We start from the raw sequence: 17,601 nt of genomic DNA on the forward strand, positions 1-17,601 counted from the left end.
GTCGCGCAGCGTGTCCCCCCGGTAGGGGTGCGCCGGTGTGTCGGACTGGTCTGTTGCAATAGCCGATGTGGTGCGATCGGATAGCTCGGTGCGACTCGTGCGCCGGACAACGCGGGCGCCCCGGCCGCGGGCCTGGGGTGCGTCCGTCCGCGCGCTGTTCGCCGAGCAGGCCCAGCCCGCGCCGCCACGTCCGGGGTGGCGGCCGTGGCAGGTGCTGGGCGGGCCGGGCACGGGCAAGACCGCGCTGTTGATCGATCTGGTGACCGCGCGGATCGCCGACGGCGCCGACCCGGCATCGGTGCTGGTCCTCACTCACACCAAGCACGCCGCCGCCGCTCTGCGCGATGCGATCACCCACCAGCTGGGGCCCGCCGCGGGTGGTATTCCGGGCGCGAGCCGGGAGCCGATGGTGCGGACACTGCACTCCTACGCGTTCTCGGTGCTGCGCCGGCACGCGGACCTGCACGGCAATCCGCCGCCGCGGCTGCTCACCGGCGCGGAACAGGACGCGGTGCTCCGGGAGATGCTGCGGGGAGATCTCGCCGACATCGAAGATGGGGCAGGCGGACTGTGGCCGCCGCGATTGCAGCCCGCGCTGGCATTGGGTGGGTTCGCCGAGCAACTGCGCGATCTGATGTTGCGCGCTACCGAGCGCGGACTCGGGCCGGAGGACCTGATGGCGCTCGGTCGGGAACACGACAACGACGCGTGGGTCGCGGCCGGGCGGTTCTTCCAGCGCTACGAACAGGCCTCGATGCTGCGCTGGTCGGTCGGTGTCGCCGCGCCGGAGGCCACCGCGCCCGCCCTCGATGCCGCGGAACTGGTCGGTGCCGCTCTCGACGCCCTGGCCGGCGACCGGAATCTGCTTGCCGGCGAAAGGGATCGGATTCGCTTCCTGCTCGTCGACGACGCACAGCACCTCGACCCGCAGGCCGCGACGCTCGTGCGCGCCATCGGCAGCGGCAGCGCGAGCACCGTGATCACCGGCGACCCGGACCAGGCGGTTTTCACCTTCCGCGGCGCGGATTCACACTTCCTCACCGACCTCGACACCGTCGCGCAGCGTCGAATCATCCTGCGGCACAACCATCGCAGTGGTGCGCCGATTCGTTTGGCGAACGCTCGCATCGCGGCGAGGTTGCCCGGCAGCGCACGGCACCGGGTACTACCGGGACAGGAGAACAACGCACCCGAGCCCGCCGAAACCTGGGGACAGCCGGTAGCGAGCGAGACTTCGGCTCCGGGTGACATCGATCTGTTCGCACCCGGCGACCGAACCGATCGTGCCGGACACGATTCGGCGGGTCCGCGTCATGGCGAGTTATCGCACCGGGCAACCACATCCGACGATCTGCCGCCTGGGAACGAATCAGACGTGTGGTCAGGGCCGGAGTATTCGCTCGATGAACCGCCGCCGGATGACGAGTCATGGGTGCCGCCGGAGGACCTGCCGCCCGTCGACGAGTCGAGTGTGCGGGTGCGTGTGCTGTCGACGCCCGCCAAGGAAGCGGCGCTCATCGCGGATCATCTGCGCCGCGCGCACCTCACCGATGGGGTGCCGTGGTCGGCGATGGCGGTGATCGTGCGGTCGGTGCCGTTGTCGCTGGCGCCGTTACGGCGGGCGTTGCTGGCGGCGGGGGTGCCGGTACGCAGGCCCGCGGTGGCCGAGCCGTTGGCGCGGCGGCGTGGGGCGGCGTGGATGGTGCTCGCGTTGCGGGTGCTGTTGGCAGGGGATTCGTCGCGGCCCGGTTCGCGGCGGGCGATCGATGCGATGTTCTCGCCCGACGATGCGATGGATCTGCTGTCCGGACCACTCGGCGGGGCCGACCAGATCGCGCTGCGCCGATTGCGCCGCGGTGTGCGGCGCAGCGTGCTCGACCTGGAACGCACGGGTGCGCTCGCCGAGCCCTTCGCCGACGGCGCCGACCAGTTCCTGCTCTGGGAAGAGGTCGCGCCCGCGCCGGAAATGCCTGAGCCCGAACCGGATCCGGTCGACGACGAATGGCTGCCGCCGCCCGACCCGGATGATCCGCTGCGCCCGGAACCCGAACCGGACTGGGATATCGCCGAGCGGCTGCCCGACGATATCGACCTTCTCGATGTCGAGAACCCGCCTGCCGCGAACACCGTCGTGGAAGTCGTACGCCCGCAAGCGCCCGCGGTGCCGCTGATCGACCAATCCTCCGCCGAGGTACTGCGCGACCTGATCGTCGGCGTCGGCGAACAGCGATTGCTCGACGGGCTCACCGAAGTCGAAGCCGCGCCGCTGCGTCGCGTATTGCGTGCGGTGGCGAAGGCGAAACAGGCCCAGGCCAGGGGACAGGGTCTCGAAGACGTGCTGTGGACGTTGTGGACGAATTCGCGGCTGGAGCGGCGCTGGTTCCGGCAGTCGCGGCGCGGCGGAGCGTCGGGCATGCAGGCCGATCGCGACCTCGACGCGGCCGTCGAATTGTTCGATGCCGCAGCCGCTTACGTCGACCGGCTGCCGAAAGCGAGCATCGACGGCTTCGTCGAATACCTACTGCACCAGCAACTTCCGCAGCAGGGCAGACCGCTCACCGCCGAGGGGGACGCGGTGACACTGCTCAGCGCGCACGCCGCGGCAGGCCGGGAATGGGACGTGGTGGCGGTGGCGGCCGTGCAGGAGGGCATCTGGCCCAACCCCCGCTCGCGGGGCACGCTGTTGCACACCGAGGATCTCGTCGACCTGGTCGCCGGGGTCGATCCGGGCGCGACCGTGAGCCGGGCCGCGCCGATCCTGGCCGAGGAACGCAGGCTGCTGCTCGTGGCGTGCAGCCGGGCGCGGCGGTCATTGCTGGTCACCGCGGTCGAATCCGCTGCGGGAGACCAGGATCTGGTGCCGTCGCGGTTTCTCACCGAACTCGTCGGCGACGACGACAGCGGCGAACCCGGCGCGCTGCCCGTCGCCGATCCAGGGCGTGCGCTGGTGATGCACGCGCTGGTCGCCGAATTGCGCGGGGTGGTGTGTGATCCCGCGGCCGATCCCGACCGTCGCGACCGGGCCGCACGTCAGCTGGCGCGGCTCGCCGACGCGGGCGTGCCGGGCACCGACCCCGGCGACTGGTACGGCACCGCCGAACTCAGCTCGCAGCGCGAACTCTGGGACGACGACGATTCGCCGATCGGGTTGTCACCGTCGACGGTCGAACTGCTGCGCACCTGTCCGCTGCGGTGGGCGCTGGAACGGCACGGCGGCACCGACGGCGACAACCCGCACGCCGTGAAGGGCAACCTCGTGCACACCCTCGTGCAGGCGCTGGCAGGCGATGTCCCCGAGGCGCAGGTGCGAGCGGCACTGGACCAGGCGTGGAAAACGGTCGACCCGGCCGACGGCTGGCATTCGCGACAGGAACTGCGCCGCACCGAGACGATGCTGGAGACCTTCCTCGCCTGGGTGCGCAGCACGCGCGGTGAGCTCACCCAGGCCGGGGTGGAGGTGCCGGTGGACTGCGTGTTGCCCGCACGTACGGAAGGCGCACGGGCCGTGCGGATTCGGGGACGCATCGACCGGCTCGAACGGGATGCGCAGGGGCGCTTCGTCATCGTCGACGTGAAAACGGGCAAGACGCCGGTCAGTGAGAAGGCGGTGGCCGACCACGCTCAGCTGGCGACCTACCAGGTGGCGGCCGCCCATGGCGCCCTGGACGAGGAAGAGCCGGACGAGCCGACTGCGGTGGTCGACCCCGGTGGCGCGCGGCTGGTCTATGTCGCCAAATCGAACCGCAAGACCGGCGCGGCCGAGCGGACGCAGAGCGCGCTCGACAGCGACGGACTCGACCAGTGGCGCACCACCATTCACGATGCGGCCGACGCGACACGCGGGCCCGGCTATCTGGCGGTGCGCAATGACGGCTGCAGGCATTGCCCGGTCGCGGGCAGTTGCCCGGTGCAGGACACCGGACGGCAGGTGACCGACGAGTGAGCGGCGTGCGCGTCACCCCGCAGCGGTTGGCCGACGCGCTCGGCCTGCCACCCCCGACCGATGAGCAGTCGGCGGTCATCGCCGCGCCACCAGGGCCGACCTTGGTCGTCGCGGGCGCGGGCGCGGGAAAGACCGAGACGATGGCCGCGCGGGTGGTGTGGATGGTGGCCAACCAGCTGGTCGCCCCGGATGAGGTCCTCGGGCTGACCTTCACTCGAAAAGCCGCCCAGCAGTTGACCTCTCGTATTCGTACGCGGCTGGCACGGCTGGCCGGCGCGCCACTGCTGCGCGAGATCGACCCCAGCGGCGCGTTGCGCACGATCGTCGCCGGGGCCGAGCCGGAGATCAGCACCTACCACTCGTACGCGGGCAGGCTGCTCACCGCACACGGGCTGTTGCTGCCGGTGGAGCCCTCGGCGGCGCTGCTCACCCAGACCCAGCTGTGGCAGCTCGCGCACGAGGTGGTGCGGTCCTGGGACGGTGATCTCGACACCGACCGCACCCCGGTCTCGGTGACCGAGGCGGTGCTGGCCCTGTCCGGGCAGCTCGCCGAACACCTGGTGGAACCGCAGCAATTGGCCGAGGCGCACGCGGAGCTGGAGAAGCTCGTCTACACGCTGCCCGCCGGTCCACGTCAACGCGGCGGACCGAGTCAGGCGCTGGTCGGCGTGGTGACCGCGCAGCGTGAGCGCGTCGCCCTGCTGCCGCTGGTCCACCAGCTCGCCGACGCCCTGAACCGGCGCGGCGCACTGGATTTCGGCTCCCAGATGTCGCTGGCCGCGCAGCTCGCCGTCGACCATCCGGAAGTCGCCGCCGCCGAACGCGCTCGATTCAAGCTGGTCCTGCTCGACGAATACCAGGACACCGGGCACGCCCAGCGTGTGCTGCTCTCGGCGCTGTTCGGCGATGCCGAAGCGGTGCAACAGGATCGGCCGAGGAAGCCGGTTCGGATTCGGGGTGATGCGCGGCCGACCCGAGCGCACGAGGCCGACACCCTGTTCGCGGTGGACGGTCATGATCCGCCATCCCCGCAGGTTGGCGTCGCCGAACAGGGAAGCGCTGACGTGGGGGTTGGCCACCTGTCGCCCGGTGGTGACTCTGTCGGCGAGCCGGGGGCCGGTAAGCGTGGTCGGGGTGAGCCGGCGACCGACGGTCCTGCCGGTGGTCGTCTCGGTGATGGCAGACCGAACGGTGGGCGCGCGTCTGACAGTGCCCTCGCGGTGACGGCGGTAGGTGACCCCATGCAATCCATCTACGGGTGGCGTGGTGCTTCGGCGGCCAACCTGCCGAGGTTCGCCACCGACTTCCCCGCTGCGCCAGGGATTCCCGCGCCGGTGCTGCCGCTGCTGACCAGTTGGCGCAATCCGCCCGAAGCGCTGGCGTTGGCGAATCTGGTGGCCGATCCGCTACGGAGGGTGGCGCGGGCGGCCGGTGGGGCGACGGTCGACGCGTTGCGGGCCAAGCCGCAATCGCATGCGGGAGTCGTCGAGTTCGCGCTGACCGAAACCATCGCGCAGGAGCGGGACTGGATCGCCGAGCGGATCGCGCGCGAGTGGGCGACGGCGCGGGAGCACGAAGACCCGCCACCTACTTCGGCGGTGCTCATCCGGCGCAATGCCGATGCGGCACCGCTCGCCGAGGCGCTGCGTGAACAGGGGTTACCGGTCGAGATCGTCGGGCTCGGTGGGTTGCTGGCGACGCCGGAGGTCGCCGATATCGTTGCCACGCTGCGGTTGATCGCCGAACCGGGGACCGGGAGTGCGGCGGTCCGGATTCTCACCGGGGCCCGGTGGCGGATCGGGGTGACGGATCTGGCCGCGCTGGCGCGGCGTGCGCAGATGCTGTCCATCAGCAGCGTGTCGGGTGCCGCCGACGCCATCACCGATGCCGCCGGACTCGCTACGGCGCTGCGTGAGGTCGCGCCCGAGCCGACCGAGCGGGCGGGTCTCGCCGATGCCATCGCCGATCCCGGTGCGGCGGACCAGTATTCAGAAGCGGGGTTCGCGCGGATCGCGGCCTTGAGTGAGGAGCTGGCCGCACTGCGGGAGCGCAGTGGGCAGCCGCTGGTCGAACTCGTCGCCGATGTCGAGCGGACCATCGGCGTCGGGGTCGAGACCCAGGCCAGGCGGGCGATCGCGGGTGGCGGCGCGGGGCGCGAGCACCTCGACGCCTTCGCCGAGGTGGTCGCGGGGTACGCGGCTGATTCCCGGGCATCACTGAGCGGCCTGCTCGCCTTCTTCACCGCGGCGGAGTCGGTCGAAAATGGTTTGGAGCCGGGCGAAGTCGAGGTCGCGCGCGATCGGGTGCAGGTACTCACCGTGCACGCTGCCAAGGGCCTCGAATGGGAGGTCGTCGCGGTGCCGCACGTGAGCGCGACGGTATTTCCCTCGACCACCGCCCTGAGTACCTGGCTCGGCGCACTCACCGAACTCCCCACCACCCTGCGTGGCGACCGTGCGCAGCCGGACGCGTCCGAGGGTGTGCCCGTGCTCGACCTGAGCGCCGTGGGGGACCGCTCCGAACTCGAACACGCGATCGCCGACCACAAGGACGCGCTCAAGAGCCGCCGGCTCGACGAAGAACGCCGCCTGTTCTATGTGGCTCTCACCAGAACTGAACGGGTGCTGCTGGTTTCGGCCTATTACTGGCCGGAGACCGGCACCTCGCAGAAGGGCCCGTCGGACTTCCTGCTAGAGCTCAAAGAGGCGAACGAGAACCCGGGCAGCGAGGCCTTCGGCGTCGCCACCATCGCCCGCTGGGACGATAAGCCACCGCCGGACGCGGTGAACCCCTTCGCCGACAACCCGCCGACGGCCCCATGGCCACGCGACCCGCTCGGCAACCGCCGCGACCCCATCGAGCAGGGCGCCACGCTCGTCCGCGAAGCGCTCGACGAATTGCGCAGCGGCACCTCAGTTGCCGACAGCACCTCCGGCGATCAGGTGGGGATCGACGACCCCGAAGGCTGGGTCAACGACGTCGACGCGCTCCTTGCCGAATTCACCGCGGCCGAACTCGCCGAACAACAGGTGGAGCTGCCGGGCCAACTCCCCGCCACCGCACTGGTGGAGCTGCGCGCCGACCCGACCCGGCTGGCCGCTCGGCTGCGCCGCCCGCTTCCGTACCCCCCGAACCCGATGGCCCGGCGCGGCACGGCCTTTCACGCCTGGGTGCAATCCTGGTTCGGCACCGAACAGCTGCTCGGCCTCGACGAATTGCCCGGCGCCGCCGACAGCACCACCGAAATGGGCCGCGCCGACCAGGAGCTCGCCGCCATGCAGTCCGCGTTCCGCCGCTCACCGTGGGCGCACCGCAACCCCGTCGACGTGGAAGTGCCGTTCGAAACCAGCATCGCGGGCACGGTGATTCGCGGCCGGATGGACGCCGTGTTCGCCGAACCCGGTGGCCGCTGGATCGTGGTCGACTGGAAGACCGGCGCCGAACCCGGCCCCGCCGACGAGCCCGCCGTCGCCATGCAGCTGGCCGTCTACCGCCTCGCCTGGGCCCGCCTGATGGCCGCCCGCACCGGCGAGACCGAGGACCGGATGCTCCAACGCGTCGGCGCCGCATTCCATTACATCCGCTCCGGCCGCACCATCGCCCCCGAGCGACTGGCAGGCCCAGCCGAACTCGAGCGCCTCATCCGCGACGCCGCGCCGGAAAACACCGACACCGATCCACATGAGGCCAACTGAGCCGATAGTCTTGCGGTCGCCGAAGGATGACCTCCTGAGGCACAGGCCCGAGAATGATGTGGCGCTTGCGTCGGTTCTCTGCCGCCTCGATCCGAACAGACCTAGGGTTCCTGGGTCGCCTGATGTTTGTCAGCGCGACGAGGGAGTGCCCTGGCGAGGGAAGCTCGAGTTCGACTAGGCCGGTCACTCGGCGGCGCCAGCCGCCGGGTTTCGGCCGCCTTGATCTGGACTGACCGAAGGGCGCGACGAAGGAGTGCCCGTAGGGAGGGAAGATCAAGGTTCCCAGGCCGAAAACCAGCGGCGCCAGCCGCCAAAATTACAGGAGCAGCATGTTCGGTGACACGCGCAACCCGGTGGGGTTGAGCAGCAGTCCCGACTACGCCCTGGTCGGTCTGTTGCGGATCCCGGCGGCGCAGTCGAGCCCGTGGGTTTCGCTCACTCGTCGTGTGTTGTTCGCGATCTCACTGCTGTTCACCGCCGCGGCAGTGGTCTATCTCGGCCGCCACGGCTACCGCGACAACACCGGTGACGAGCTGTCGTTCCTGGACGCGATGTACTACGCGACGGTGTCGCTGTCGACCACCGGTTACGGCGACATCGCCCCGGTGACCCCGTCGGCACGGTTGGTGAACATCATCGTCATCACCCCACTGCGCGTCCTGTTCCTCATCGTGTTGGTCGGTACCACTCTCGGCGTGCTGACCGAACGGTCGCGGCAGGCATTCAAGATTCAGCGATGGAGGCACACCGTGCGTAATCACACCGTCGTCGTCGGCTACGGCACCAAGGGCCGCACCGCGATCGATGCGATGGTCGGTGACGGGATCCAGGTGTCCGACATCGTGGTGGTCGATACCGACCCCGTCGCACTCGAGGCCGCCGCTGCCGCGGGGCTGGTGACCGTGCACGGTTCGGCGACCAAATCCGATGTGCTGCGGCTGACCGGCGTGCAGCGGGCCTCCGCCGTCGTCGTCGCCACCAATCGCGATGACACCGCCGTGCTGGTGACGCTCACCGCGCGCGAGTTGAACAAGACGGCCAAGATCTCCGTGGCCATCCGCGAAGCGGAGAACACCCACCTGGTCCGTCAGTCCGGCGCCGACTCGGTGGTGGTGTCCTCGGAGACCGCGGGTCGGCTGCTCGGTATCGCCACCACCACACCGACCGTCGTGGAGATGATGGAGGACCTGCTCACCCCCGAGCAGGGCTTCGCCGTCGCCGAGCGCGAGGTGGAGGCGAGCGAAGTGGGCGGATCGCCGCGCCATCTCAGCGACATCGTGCTCGGTGTGGTGCGCAACGGCGCGCTGATCCGGGTCGGCGAACCCGAGGTCGACGCCCTCGACGCGGGCGACAAACTGCTCTACATCCGTCGCGCCGGAAAGTAAGTCGCCACGCCCGAGGCGTACCCCCCGCCTTCGCTGCTGAGGGTCGCTGTCGCGTCTGCGCCCATTATGCGTACCTCCACCTTCGCTCCGGCCGTGCGCAGCTGAAGAACGCTGTCCCGTCGGCGCACACTATGCTCGGCATCGTGTCGTTCCGGCTGAAAGACGTTCCGCTGCTGTCACGTTCCACCATCGACCGGGCGGAGAACGCCCGGCTCGATCCCGGAGCCCTGCGCGAAGGGTGGGGGAAAGCGAAGATCCTGCGTATCGACGCGCGCGGGAAAGTGCGGGTGGAGGGCGGCAAGATCATCCTCGACGCGGCTGTTTCGGTTGCCGAGGAGCCCGGCGCCGGCGCGGTTTTCCTCGGCGTCGTCGATGGCAGTCACCTATGGGCGGTTCGTGCGCACGACCTCGACGGCACACTGAAGGATCTGCGGACCCTCGGCGCCGTCGACGACTTCACCGCTGAGCTGCTGTCCACCGCGTACGCGCTGCTCAACTGGCACGACCGGGCCGGGTTTCACGGTGGCGACGGCACGGCGACCACGCCGGCGCGCGGCGGTTGGTCGCGGCTGACCGCGACGGGCGAGGAAGAATTCCCGCGGATCGACCCCGCGGTGATCTGCCTGGTCCACGACGGTGCCGACCGCGTGCTGCTCGCCCGTCAGCAGAGCTGGCCGGAGACGATGTTCTCGCTGCTGGCCGGCTTCGTCGAAGTGGGCGAATCGCTGGAGCACTGCGTGGAACGGGAGGTCCGCGAGGAGGTCGGCGTCGACCTGCGCGATATCCACTACCTCGGCAGCCAGCCGTGGCCGTTCCCGCGCTCGCTGATGGTCGGCTTCGCCGCGGTCGGCGACCCCACCCAGGAACTCGTGTTCTCCGACGGCGAGATCGCCGAAGCGCACTGGTTCACCCGCGACGAGGTCCGCGCCGCCTTGCAGGTCGGCGACTGGTCGGCGAGGGAACCCGGCGCACGACTGCTCGTCCCCGGATCCATCTCGATCGCGCGATCGATCATCGAGTCCTGGGCGGACTGACTCGGCGAATCAGGCCTGCTGGGCGGCCAACGCCTGCTTGACCGCGGCCAACGACGGGTTGGTCGCGGTGGAGCCATCGCGGTACTTGATCGTCGGCACAACGTGGTTGCCGTTGTTGACGCTGCCGACGAACTCAGCCGAAGCCGGATCGTCCTCGATATCGATCACCGAGTAGGTGATGCCCGCCTCGTCGAGCTGGGTCCGCAGGCGCCGGCAGTAGCCGCACCATGTGGTCGAGTACATCGTCAGATCTTTGGTTGCTTCAGTCACGCGATGTGCAACGTCGCGAAGAGGCGTGGTGTTCCTTGGATCGGCGGGCGTCGCGGTTTGTTGTCGGGGGTCGCTGTCATGATGGTGCGCGTGCCAGCACTCGATCTCACCGCCCTCGACCCGGAACAGGCCGCCGCGGTGCGGGCACCGCGGGGGCCGGTCTGCGTTCTCGCCGGTGCGGGCACCGGTAAGACCAGGACGATCACGCATCGGATCGCGCACCTGATCGCCGGTGGGCATGTGAAGGCCGACCAGGTGCTCGCGGTGACCTTCACGGCGCGGGCGGCGGGGGAGATGCGCAATCGGTTGCGCACGATGGGGCTCGGGGGCGAGGCCGGACAGGTGCAGGCGCGTACCTTCCACGCCGCGGCGTTGCGGCAGCTGCGGTATTTCTGGCCGCAGGTGGTGGGGGACGTGCCGTGGCGATTGCTCGACAGCAAGTTCCCTGTGGTCTCGCAGGCCGCGCAACGGGCGGGGCTGCGCGCTTCCACCGAAATGGTGCGTGACCTGCTCAGCGAGATCGAATGGGCCAAGGCCTCACTGATCGCGCCGGAGGACTATCCGGCCGCGGCCGCCAGGCATCATCGTGACGCGCCGGTCGACGTCGCCAAGGTCGCGCAGGTGTATCAGGGCTACGAATCCGCGAAAGCCTCCGCCGACGGCCTGCTGCTCGACTTCGACGACCTGCTCCTGCACACCGCGGCCGCACTCGAGGACTACCCGGCCGTCGCCGACGAGTTCCGCGGTCGCTATCGCAGTTTCGTCGTCGACGAGTACCAGGACGTCACGCCGCTGCAACAGCGGGTGCTCGACGCCTGGCTGGGCGAACGCGACGACCTCACCGTCGTCGGTGACGCGAACCAGACCATCTACTCGTTCACCGGTGCCACCCCGTCCTACCTGCTCGATTTCTCCCGGCGCTTCCCCGACGCCACCGTGGTCCGGCTCGAACGCGACTACCGGTCGACACCCCAGGTGGTCTCGCTGGCCAACCAGGTCATCGGCGCCGCGCGCGGGCGGATCGCGGGCACCCGCCTGGCGCTGATCGGCCAGCGGCCCGACGGTCCCGAACCGGAGTTCGCCGAGTACGCCGATGCGCAGGCCGAGGCCGTCGCCGTCGCCGTGCAGATCCAGAAACTGATCGCCGCCGGGACGCCTGCGGCCGAGATCGCGGTGCTGTACCGGACCAACGCGCTGTCGGAACCGTTCGAACAGGTGCTCGGTGCGCGGGAGATTCCGTTCCAGGTGCGCGGTGGCGAGGGGTTCTTCCACCGTCAGGAGGTGCGGCAGGCGGTGTCGGCGTTGCGTCAGGTCGACGCGCGCGACGACCTGCCCGATGCGGCGCGCAGTGGATCGTCGCTGATCACGCTGGTCCGCGCCGCGTTGGCACCGGTCGGGCTCACCGCGGAGGAACCGGCCGGTGCGCAGGCGAAGGAACGGTGGTCCTCGCTGCTGGCGCTGGTGCAGCTCACCGAGGAACTGGTCAGCCATGACGACGAGATGGACCTCACAGCGCTGCTGCGCGAGCTCGCGACCCGCGCCGAGGCCAAGCATCCGCCGACTGTCGACGGTGTCACCCTGGCCTCGCTGCACGCGGCGAAGGGCTTGGAGTGGGATGCGGTGTTCCTGGCCGGGCTCACCGACGGCACGCTGCCGATCTTCCACGTGCTCGGCAAGAAGAACGCGCCGGTCGACGAAGCGGGCCTGGAAGAGGAGCGACGGCTGCTCTACGTCGGTGTCACGCGGGCGCGCGAACATCTGAGCCTGTCGTGGACCCAGCGGCGACTGCAAGCGGGCGGGGACTATCGGCCGGTGATCCGGTCGCGGTTCCTCAACGGGCTGATTCCGGACAGTTCTTCGGCCTCGCGGATCGCCGTCGAGGTCCCGGCCAAGGCGGACGCCCCACGTCCGCTGTGCCGGGTCTGCCTCAAGCCGTTGATCGGCACTTATGCCACGATGCTCGGCCGCTGCAGGCGCTGCCCGGGCGAAGTCGACCCCCTACTGCTCGAGGCGCTGAAGGAATGGCGAGCCGAGAAAGCCGAGGCCCTGCAGCGGCGCGACTTCGTGGTCTTCACCGACACCACCCTCACCGCCATCGCCGAACAGCTGCCCGCCGACGATGCCGCGCTGGCGGCCATCGCGGGGATCGGTGCGAAGAAGATCGAAGAGTACGGCGCCGACGTGCTCGCCATCGTCGCATCACGTTTGCGGGCAACGGCACAAAACCCCAGGTAGAAAATAGGTTGTTAGGTTCTCGATCATTGCCTATGGTTGAGAGCACGCACCGAGAGTGATCTCGGTGCGCGGTAATTGTTCACACACGAGTTCAGGAGGGAGGCAGACACATGAACACGAACACCACGTTCGATGCGATGAGTAATCGCGTCCTGGTGAACGCATTTGTCATGTCCGCCTCCCGGGGGGTCCTCGCTCTGCAGGGGACCGGCCTGTCCGGCGGCGATGCCAAAGCTTCGATTCATCTCCTCCAGGACAAGCCCAGCGTGGGTTGGCAGCCGACCGCCGTTCCGGCACCGGCAGCAATCGCTGATGAAGCCGGTTACGCACCGGAGTTCACCGGCGCAATCCGCCTCCGCGTCCACCCAGCGACCGTGATCAGGTCTCGACAGAAATGTCGAACTAGGTAGGGAATACTTCCCAGACCTCCTGGCCACGGATCGCGAGAAGCGAAATCCGTGGCCATATTTATTTCGGCTCCTCAGCCGTAGGCACCGGGTTCGCACACCGAACATTCGACCGCTGCAAACGAGCTGAAGGAGAACGACGTGTTCACCGCCCAGGACTGGCCGACGGCCACTACTGACGTGACATGCCGAACCGTGGCGCAGACCCCTCGCGTCCGTGAGGTCACCAAGACTCTGCCCTGTAGGGGCGGAAACCCCGATCTGTGGTTCGCCGAGAGCCCCACCGATCTCGAGCAGGCCAAGGAACTGTGCGCGGCCTGCCCGATCCGCAAGGGCTGCCTGACCGCGGCCATCGATCGTGCCGAGCCGTGGGGCGTGTGGGGCGGTGAGATCTTCGACCAGGGTGTCGTGATCGCCCGCAAGCGCCCTCGCGGTCGCCCGCGCAAGGTCGCGATCATGGCATGAACCCGGGAAAAGGGTTGTACCGCAAGCGAACCGCTCACCTCGTCATGGTGAGCGGTTCGTTTTGCATTGTGCGGAAGTGCGTTCGACGGTGCGACCGTCGGCGAGGACCGGTGTGGTGGTGCGGACGCCGCTTATGAGGCTTGTTCGGCGCGGAAGCCGGGCACCCAGGTGCGAACCAGGTTCATGAAGCCGAGTTCGGCGTCGAGTTGGGCCAGGATGCCGACCGAACCACCGAGTACCCGGAAGACGGTGAGGTACTCGGCCGGAAGTTGCAGGGCACGAGCGGTTTTCATCTCGGGGCTGGAGAACTCGGAGGCCTTGCCCGCTACCTGTTGCATCCAGGTGCGGGTGAAGTGGAACGTGTCGGTGCGAATCGGGTCGCTGAACGGGCGCAGGTACGCCTCGATCTCCTCGTGGGTCACCACACGTCCCGGAATGACCCAGCCGTGCTCGTAGAGCAGCTCGGTGAGCGCCGCGTGCTCGTCGGCGACAGCGAGGGCCAGCATTCGGCCAAGGATCTCCGGGAAGCCGCCCGGCATCGGCGCGCAGGCGCCGAAGTCGAGCACGGCCAGGGTGCCGTCGGCCCGCACGAGGAAATTGCCGGGGTGCGGGTCGCCGTGCAGCAGACCGACCAGCTCGGGCGAGCTGAAGTGGAAGGTCCCCATCAGCTCCGCGATCCGATTGCGTTGCGCGAGGGTGCCCTCGGGATCCTCGGCGCCCGCCTTGATCAGCGCCGATACCGGGGTGCCGTCGAGCCATTCGGTGACGATCACCTTCGGGGCGCCTGCCACCACCTTCGGGACCGCGATGGTGGGATGCCCCTCGAACGCGGCCGCGAACCGGCGCTGATTGGCGGCCTCGATCCGGTAGTCGAGTTCTTCCTCGGTGCGTTCGGTGATCTCGGCGAGCAGCGGCTTCACATCGGCACCGGGGATCACCGACGAGAGCAGTCCGGTCATCCGGGACAGCGTTTTCAGATCGGCGCGCAGCGCGTCGTCAGCCCCGGGGTACTGCACCTTCACCGCCACCGCGCGCCCGTCGGACCACACCGCACGGTGCACCTGGCCGATGCTGGCCGAGGCGGCCGGGGCGTCGTCGAAGGACTTGAACCGTTCCCGCCACTTGGTGCCCAGCTGCTGGTCGAGCACGCGGTGCACCGTCTCCGCCGGCATCGGCGGTGCCGCGGCCTGCAGTTTGGTCAGCGCTTCGCGATAGTGCTCGCCGAACTCCTCCGGGACAGCGGCCTCCATCACGCTCAGCGCCTGCCCGAACTTCATCGCGCCGCCCTTGAGCTCACCGAGCACGGTGAACAGCTGCTCGGCGGCTTTCTGGTTCAGGTTCGCGTTGATCTGCTTCTTGTCACCGCCGACGAGCTTCTTGCCGAACCCGACAGCGGCTCGTCCGGCGATGCCGAGGGGAATCTTGGCCAACTTGGCATTGCGGCTGGAACTGCGGCGCACGATCTCGGACACGGTACCCATCATGGCTGAACCTTCGGGGTGTGTGCCATAAGAATGCTCACACCGGCCGATGCGATGCCCGTCACCTGGTAGCTCCCGGTGTACGTGCCGTCATCGTCCGGCACCCGCATTCCTGATGCGGTAGCCACGGTCGGCGCTGGATCTCGTGGGTGTCGAGGTCCAATTCCACGGTGGCGTCGAGTGTGCGCGGTTCCCGCCGCGGTGAACAGGCGACGATCGCCTCGAGTTCGCGCAGTGCCAGCGCCGTCGTCGCCGCGATACCCGCGGGGGAGGCGTGTCCGGTGCGGCCGAGCAGCTGGGCGGCCAGATGCGGCCAGTCGGTATCGAATCCGGCCCGGGTCAGGTCGGCACAGCGCAGGCAGCTGGTCTCGCCGGGCAACACGAGCGGGCCGACCACGCCGACCCCGTCGCGGACTCGCACCTGCAGGTGCGGCACCCGGCGCAACACCAGATCCACCGACAATCCAGGGTCGATCATCAACGCGTCGGTGAGCACCACCAGATCGCCCGCGGCGCCGACCGGAGTGTCGGGCCGGTACTCGCGCGAGCGGGTCGGCCGAAAGCCCATGCGCCGCAATCCGATCGCCACGGCATCCGAGAGCGGACCGAGGCCGTGCACGGTGATGCCGCGGATCTTGCCCAGTGCGGGTTCAGGTTCGAGCAGCAGGCCCGCCCGCTCGATCGCGGCGAGCATGCCCATCGTGCGGTCGGGGCTGATCCCGAATTCGCCTGCCCGCCAGATGATCTGGGGCCGCGATTGCAGTCCGTCGAGCAGGCGCAGGAAGGCGAGCACGGTACCGGTGTCGTGGTCGGTGGTTTCCAGGAGCAGTGCGCGTTCGGGGTCCCAGCCGAGTTGGACCGTGCCGGACGGGCGAACCAGAGTGGTCACTCGCGGGTGGAGCATCGGGCCGCGCAGTGGAGAGGTGGTCGTCATGCCAGAAGTATCGGTACCCGGCGGGCGCGCAACGTGCGCCGAAAGTGCGGTTATCCACAGGCTTTCGGCGTGTCGGCCTGCGGATCTCGAATTGTGAACAGCCGCTGTACGGCGGGTCGTCGCAGCATTTTCCCGACGAACGTTAGCCGCGGAACCGTGTTGCGCCACCGAGATCCGAACTTTTCTGACAGACCTCGGTGGCGGTGCGGATCAGGGCTTGCCGGTGCCGGAATCCGGGTCGGTATCACCCTCGTCACGCGGGGTTTCGCCGGAATCGGTCTCATCGGCCTTGGCTTTGCCGAGATCGGCCGCGTCGCGTTCGCGCGCCTCGGTCTCGGCCAGCTGGGCCAGCGGGTCGTCGAAAGCGCCTGTGCTGCCACCGATAATGGAGTCGATGAAACCGGCTGGTGAGTCGAGATCGGTGGAATCGGGCAGCAGATCGGGGTGTTCCCACACCTTGTCGCGCCGCTCCATCTCCACATCGGTGGTCAGCCGCCGCCACAGCGCCGAGGCCTCACGCACCTTGCGCGGCCGCAGCTCCAGTCCGACGAGCGTGGCGAACGTCTGTTCGGCCGGCCCACCCGTCGCCCGGCGGCGACGCAGCGTCTCCGACAGCGCGCCCGCGCCCGGCAGGCGCTCGCCCACCGCATCGGTGACCACGACATCGACCCAGCCCTCGATCAGCGCCAGCAGGGTCTCCAGGCGCTCGAGCGCCTGCTTCTGCTCGGGCGTGGTCTGCGGCTCGAACGTGCCCTGGGAGAGCAGTTCCTCCAGCTTGGACGGGTCGCTCAGCGACATCGGGTCGATGCCCTGCGCGGCTTCCTCGATCGCGGAGAAGTCCATCTTGATGCCGCGCGCGTAGTCCTCGACGGCGCCCAGCACCTGCTGACGCAGCCACGGCACATGCGCGAAAAGCCGCTGGTGGGCGGCCTCACGGGCCGCCAGGAACACCATGATCTCGCTCTCGGGCTGTTCGAGCCCCTCGCTGAACGCCGAGATCGCGGTCGGCAGCAGCGCCGCGGTACCGGCCGGGCCGAGCGGCAGACCGATATCGGTGGAGGTCAGCACCTCCTTGGCCAGCTGGCCCAGCGCCTGACCGAGCTGGGAACCGAACGCCAGCCCGCCCATCTGGCCGAGCATGCCCACCATCGGCCCGGCGAACTGCTTGGCCTCCTCGGGCAACTGCGCCGTCCACATGCCCGAGATCTGCTCGGCCACCGGATCGCACAGACGCTTCCAGGTGGGCAGGGTCTCTTCGATCCAGTCGTTCGGGGTCCACGCGACGGTCTTGGTGGCGCCCGCGGGCAGCACGGTGGCGCCGTCGAGCCACAGCTCGGCCAGGTGCGCCGCGTCGGTCACCGCCTTGGTGGTGCCCGCGGTGATGGGGGCGATGGTGGAGCCGAGTTGCTGGCGGGCCAGGCGCTTGGCGACGTCGTAGTTGACCGGGCCGGATTGCGTGCCGCCGGGACCCATGCCCTGGCCCATGCCACTGATCATCTGCCCGAGCTGGCTCAACATCTGGCCCAGCTGGGACGGATCGAACCCGCCCGCGCCACCCGCTCCGAACCCGAACGGATCGTTTCCGCCAGGTCCGTTGCCCTCGGCGCGACGCTTGCCGGAATCGTCGTCGTCGCCGGTCGAGAAGCCGAAGGGGAGATCGCTCATACCTCTTACGTTACGCGGGACCCCGGGGCCCACGGTGTTCGCGCATCGCGAAATCGCGGCGACATCGGCCGCGCCGCAAAAGCGTGC

Annotated in this window: 11 protein-coding genes; 7 read left to right on the forward strand and 4 right to left on the reverse strand. The window is 69.2% G+C overall.

Going from position 1 to position 17,601, the window contains the following annotated elements; translation table 11 throughout:
• Positions 1–97: 97 nt before the first annotated feature.
• The 4 genes from ACFXKN_RS30105 to nudC all read left to right on the forward strand — a co-directional run bounded on the left by ACFXKN_RS30105 (position 98) and on the right by nudC (position 10,057).
• Positions 98–3,943 carry an ATP-dependent helicase gene (locus ACFXKN_RS30105; RefSeq protein ID WP_379434280.1) on the forward strand — a complete coding sequence of 1,282 codons (3,846 nt, stop codon included), beginning with the start codon at positions 98–100 and terminating at the stop codon, positions 3,941–3,943.
• On the forward strand, positions 3,940–7,638 hold the full coding sequence (locus ACFXKN_RS30110) for an ATP-dependent helicase (RefSeq protein ID WP_378940206.1): 3,699 nt from the start codon (positions 3,940–3,942) through the stop codon (positions 7,636–7,638). Before ACFXKN_RS30105 ends, ACFXKN_RS30110 begins: the two co-directional genes overlap by 4 nt.
• Before the next feature lie 329 nt (positions 7,639–7,967).
• Complete coding sequence (locus ACFXKN_RS30115; protein ID WP_378940204.1) at positions 7,968–9,023, forward strand: potassium channel family protein; 1,056 nt, start codon at positions 7,968–7,970, stop codon at positions 9,021–9,023.
• Between the two features lie 140 nt (positions 9,024–9,163).
• On the forward strand, positions 9,164–10,057 hold the full coding sequence (gene nudC, locus ACFXKN_RS30120) for an NAD(+) diphosphatase (RefSeq protein ID WP_378942898.1): 894 nt from the start codon (positions 9,164–9,166) through the stop codon (positions 10,055–10,057).
• 9 nt (positions 10,058–10,066) lie between these two features.
• Here nudC and ACFXKN_RS30125 read toward each other — a convergent pair whose 3' ends face one another.
• The gene (locus ACFXKN_RS30125) at positions 10,067–10,300 is read right to left on the reverse strand and encodes a mycoredoxin (protein ID WP_143876199.1); all 234 of its coding nucleotides are present in this window, start codon (positions 10,298–10,300) and stop codon (positions 10,067–10,069) included.
• Positions 10,301–10,405: 105 nt separating this feature from the next.
• On the opposite strand from ACFXKN_RS30125, the gene ACFXKN_RS30130 reads away from it, so the two are divergent.
• The 3 genes from ACFXKN_RS30130 to ACFXKN_RS30140 all read left to right on the forward strand — a co-directional run bounded on the left by ACFXKN_RS30130 (position 10,406) and on the right by ACFXKN_RS30140 (position 13,434).
• A complete protein-coding gene (locus ACFXKN_RS30130; RefSeq protein ID WP_379434281.1) occupies positions 10,406–12,562 on the forward strand; it encodes an ATP-dependent DNA helicase UvrD2 in 2,157 nt (718 codons plus the stop codon).
• Between the two features lie 110 nt (positions 12,563–12,672).
• Positions 12,673–12,972 carry a hypothetical protein gene (locus ACFXKN_RS30135; RefSeq protein WP_379434282.1) on the forward strand — a complete coding sequence of 100 codons (300 nt, stop codon included), beginning with the start codon at positions 12,673–12,675 and terminating at the stop codon, positions 12,970–12,972.
• Between the two features lie 138 nt (positions 12,973–13,110).
• Entirely contained in the window at positions 13,111–13,434 is a 324-nt protein-coding gene (locus ACFXKN_RS30140) for a WhiB family transcriptional regulator (RefSeq protein ID WP_101468522.1), read from the forward strand.
• Positions 13,435–13,565: 131 nt separating this feature from the next.
• Here ACFXKN_RS30140 and ACFXKN_RS30145 read toward each other — a convergent pair whose 3' ends face one another.
• The 3 genes from ACFXKN_RS30145 to ACFXKN_RS30155 form a co-directional block, all read right to left on the reverse strand.
• Entirely contained in the window at positions 13,566–14,918 is a 1,353-nt protein-coding gene (locus ACFXKN_RS30145; RefSeq protein ID WP_379434283.1) for an ABC1 kinase family protein, read from the reverse strand.
• Between the two features lie 58 nt (positions 14,919–14,976).
• A complete protein-coding gene (locus ACFXKN_RS30150; RefSeq protein WP_378940196.1) occupies positions 14,977–15,849 on the reverse strand; it encodes a TOMM precursor leader peptide-binding protein in 873 nt (290 codons plus the stop codon).
• A 210-nt stretch (positions 15,850–16,059) separates the two neighbouring features.
• Complete coding sequence (locus tag ACFXKN_RS30155) at positions 16,060–17,514, reverse strand: zinc-dependent metalloprotease (RefSeq protein ID WP_379434284.1); 1,455 nt, start codon at positions 17,512–17,514, stop codon at positions 16,060–16,062.
• Between the last annotated feature and the right edge of the window lie 87 nt (positions 17,515–17,601).

Origin of the sequence: Nocardia sp. NPDC059195 (assembly GCF_042754695.1) — a bacterium.
Lineage (GTDB): Bacteria > Actinomycetota > Actinomycetes > Mycobacteriales > Mycobacteriaceae > Nocardia.

Bases quoted from the DNA above. Each gene is read 5' to 3' on its own strand.
- ACFXKN_RS30145 (WP_379434283.1), bottom strand. From the start codon at position 14,918: ATGATGGGTACCGTGTCCGAGATCGTGCGCCGCAGTTCCAGCCGCAAT.
- ACFXKN_RS30150 (WP_378940196.1), bottom strand. From the start codon at position 15,849: ATGACGACCACCTCTCCACTGCGCGGCCCGATGCTCCACCCGCGAGTG.
- ACFXKN_RS30125 (WP_143876199.1), bottom strand. From the start codon at position 10,300: ATGTACTCGACCACATGGTGCGGCTACTGCCGGCGCCTGCGGACCCAG.
- ACFXKN_RS30155 (WP_379434284.1), bottom strand. From the start codon at position 17,514: ATGAGCGATCTCCCCTTCGGCTTCTCGACCGGCGACGACGACGATTCC.
- ACFXKN_RS30135 (WP_379434282.1), top strand. From the start codon at position 12,673: ATGAACACGAACACCACGTTCGATGCGATGAGTAATCGCGTCCTGGTG.
- ACFXKN_RS30115 (WP_378940204.1), top strand. From the start codon at position 7,968: ATGTTCGGTGACACGCGCAACCCGGTGGGGTTGAGCAGCAGTCCCGAC.
- ACFXKN_RS30130 (WP_379434281.1), top strand. From the start codon at position 10,406: ATGATGGTGCGCGTGCCAGCACTCGATCTCACCGCCCTCGACCCGGAA.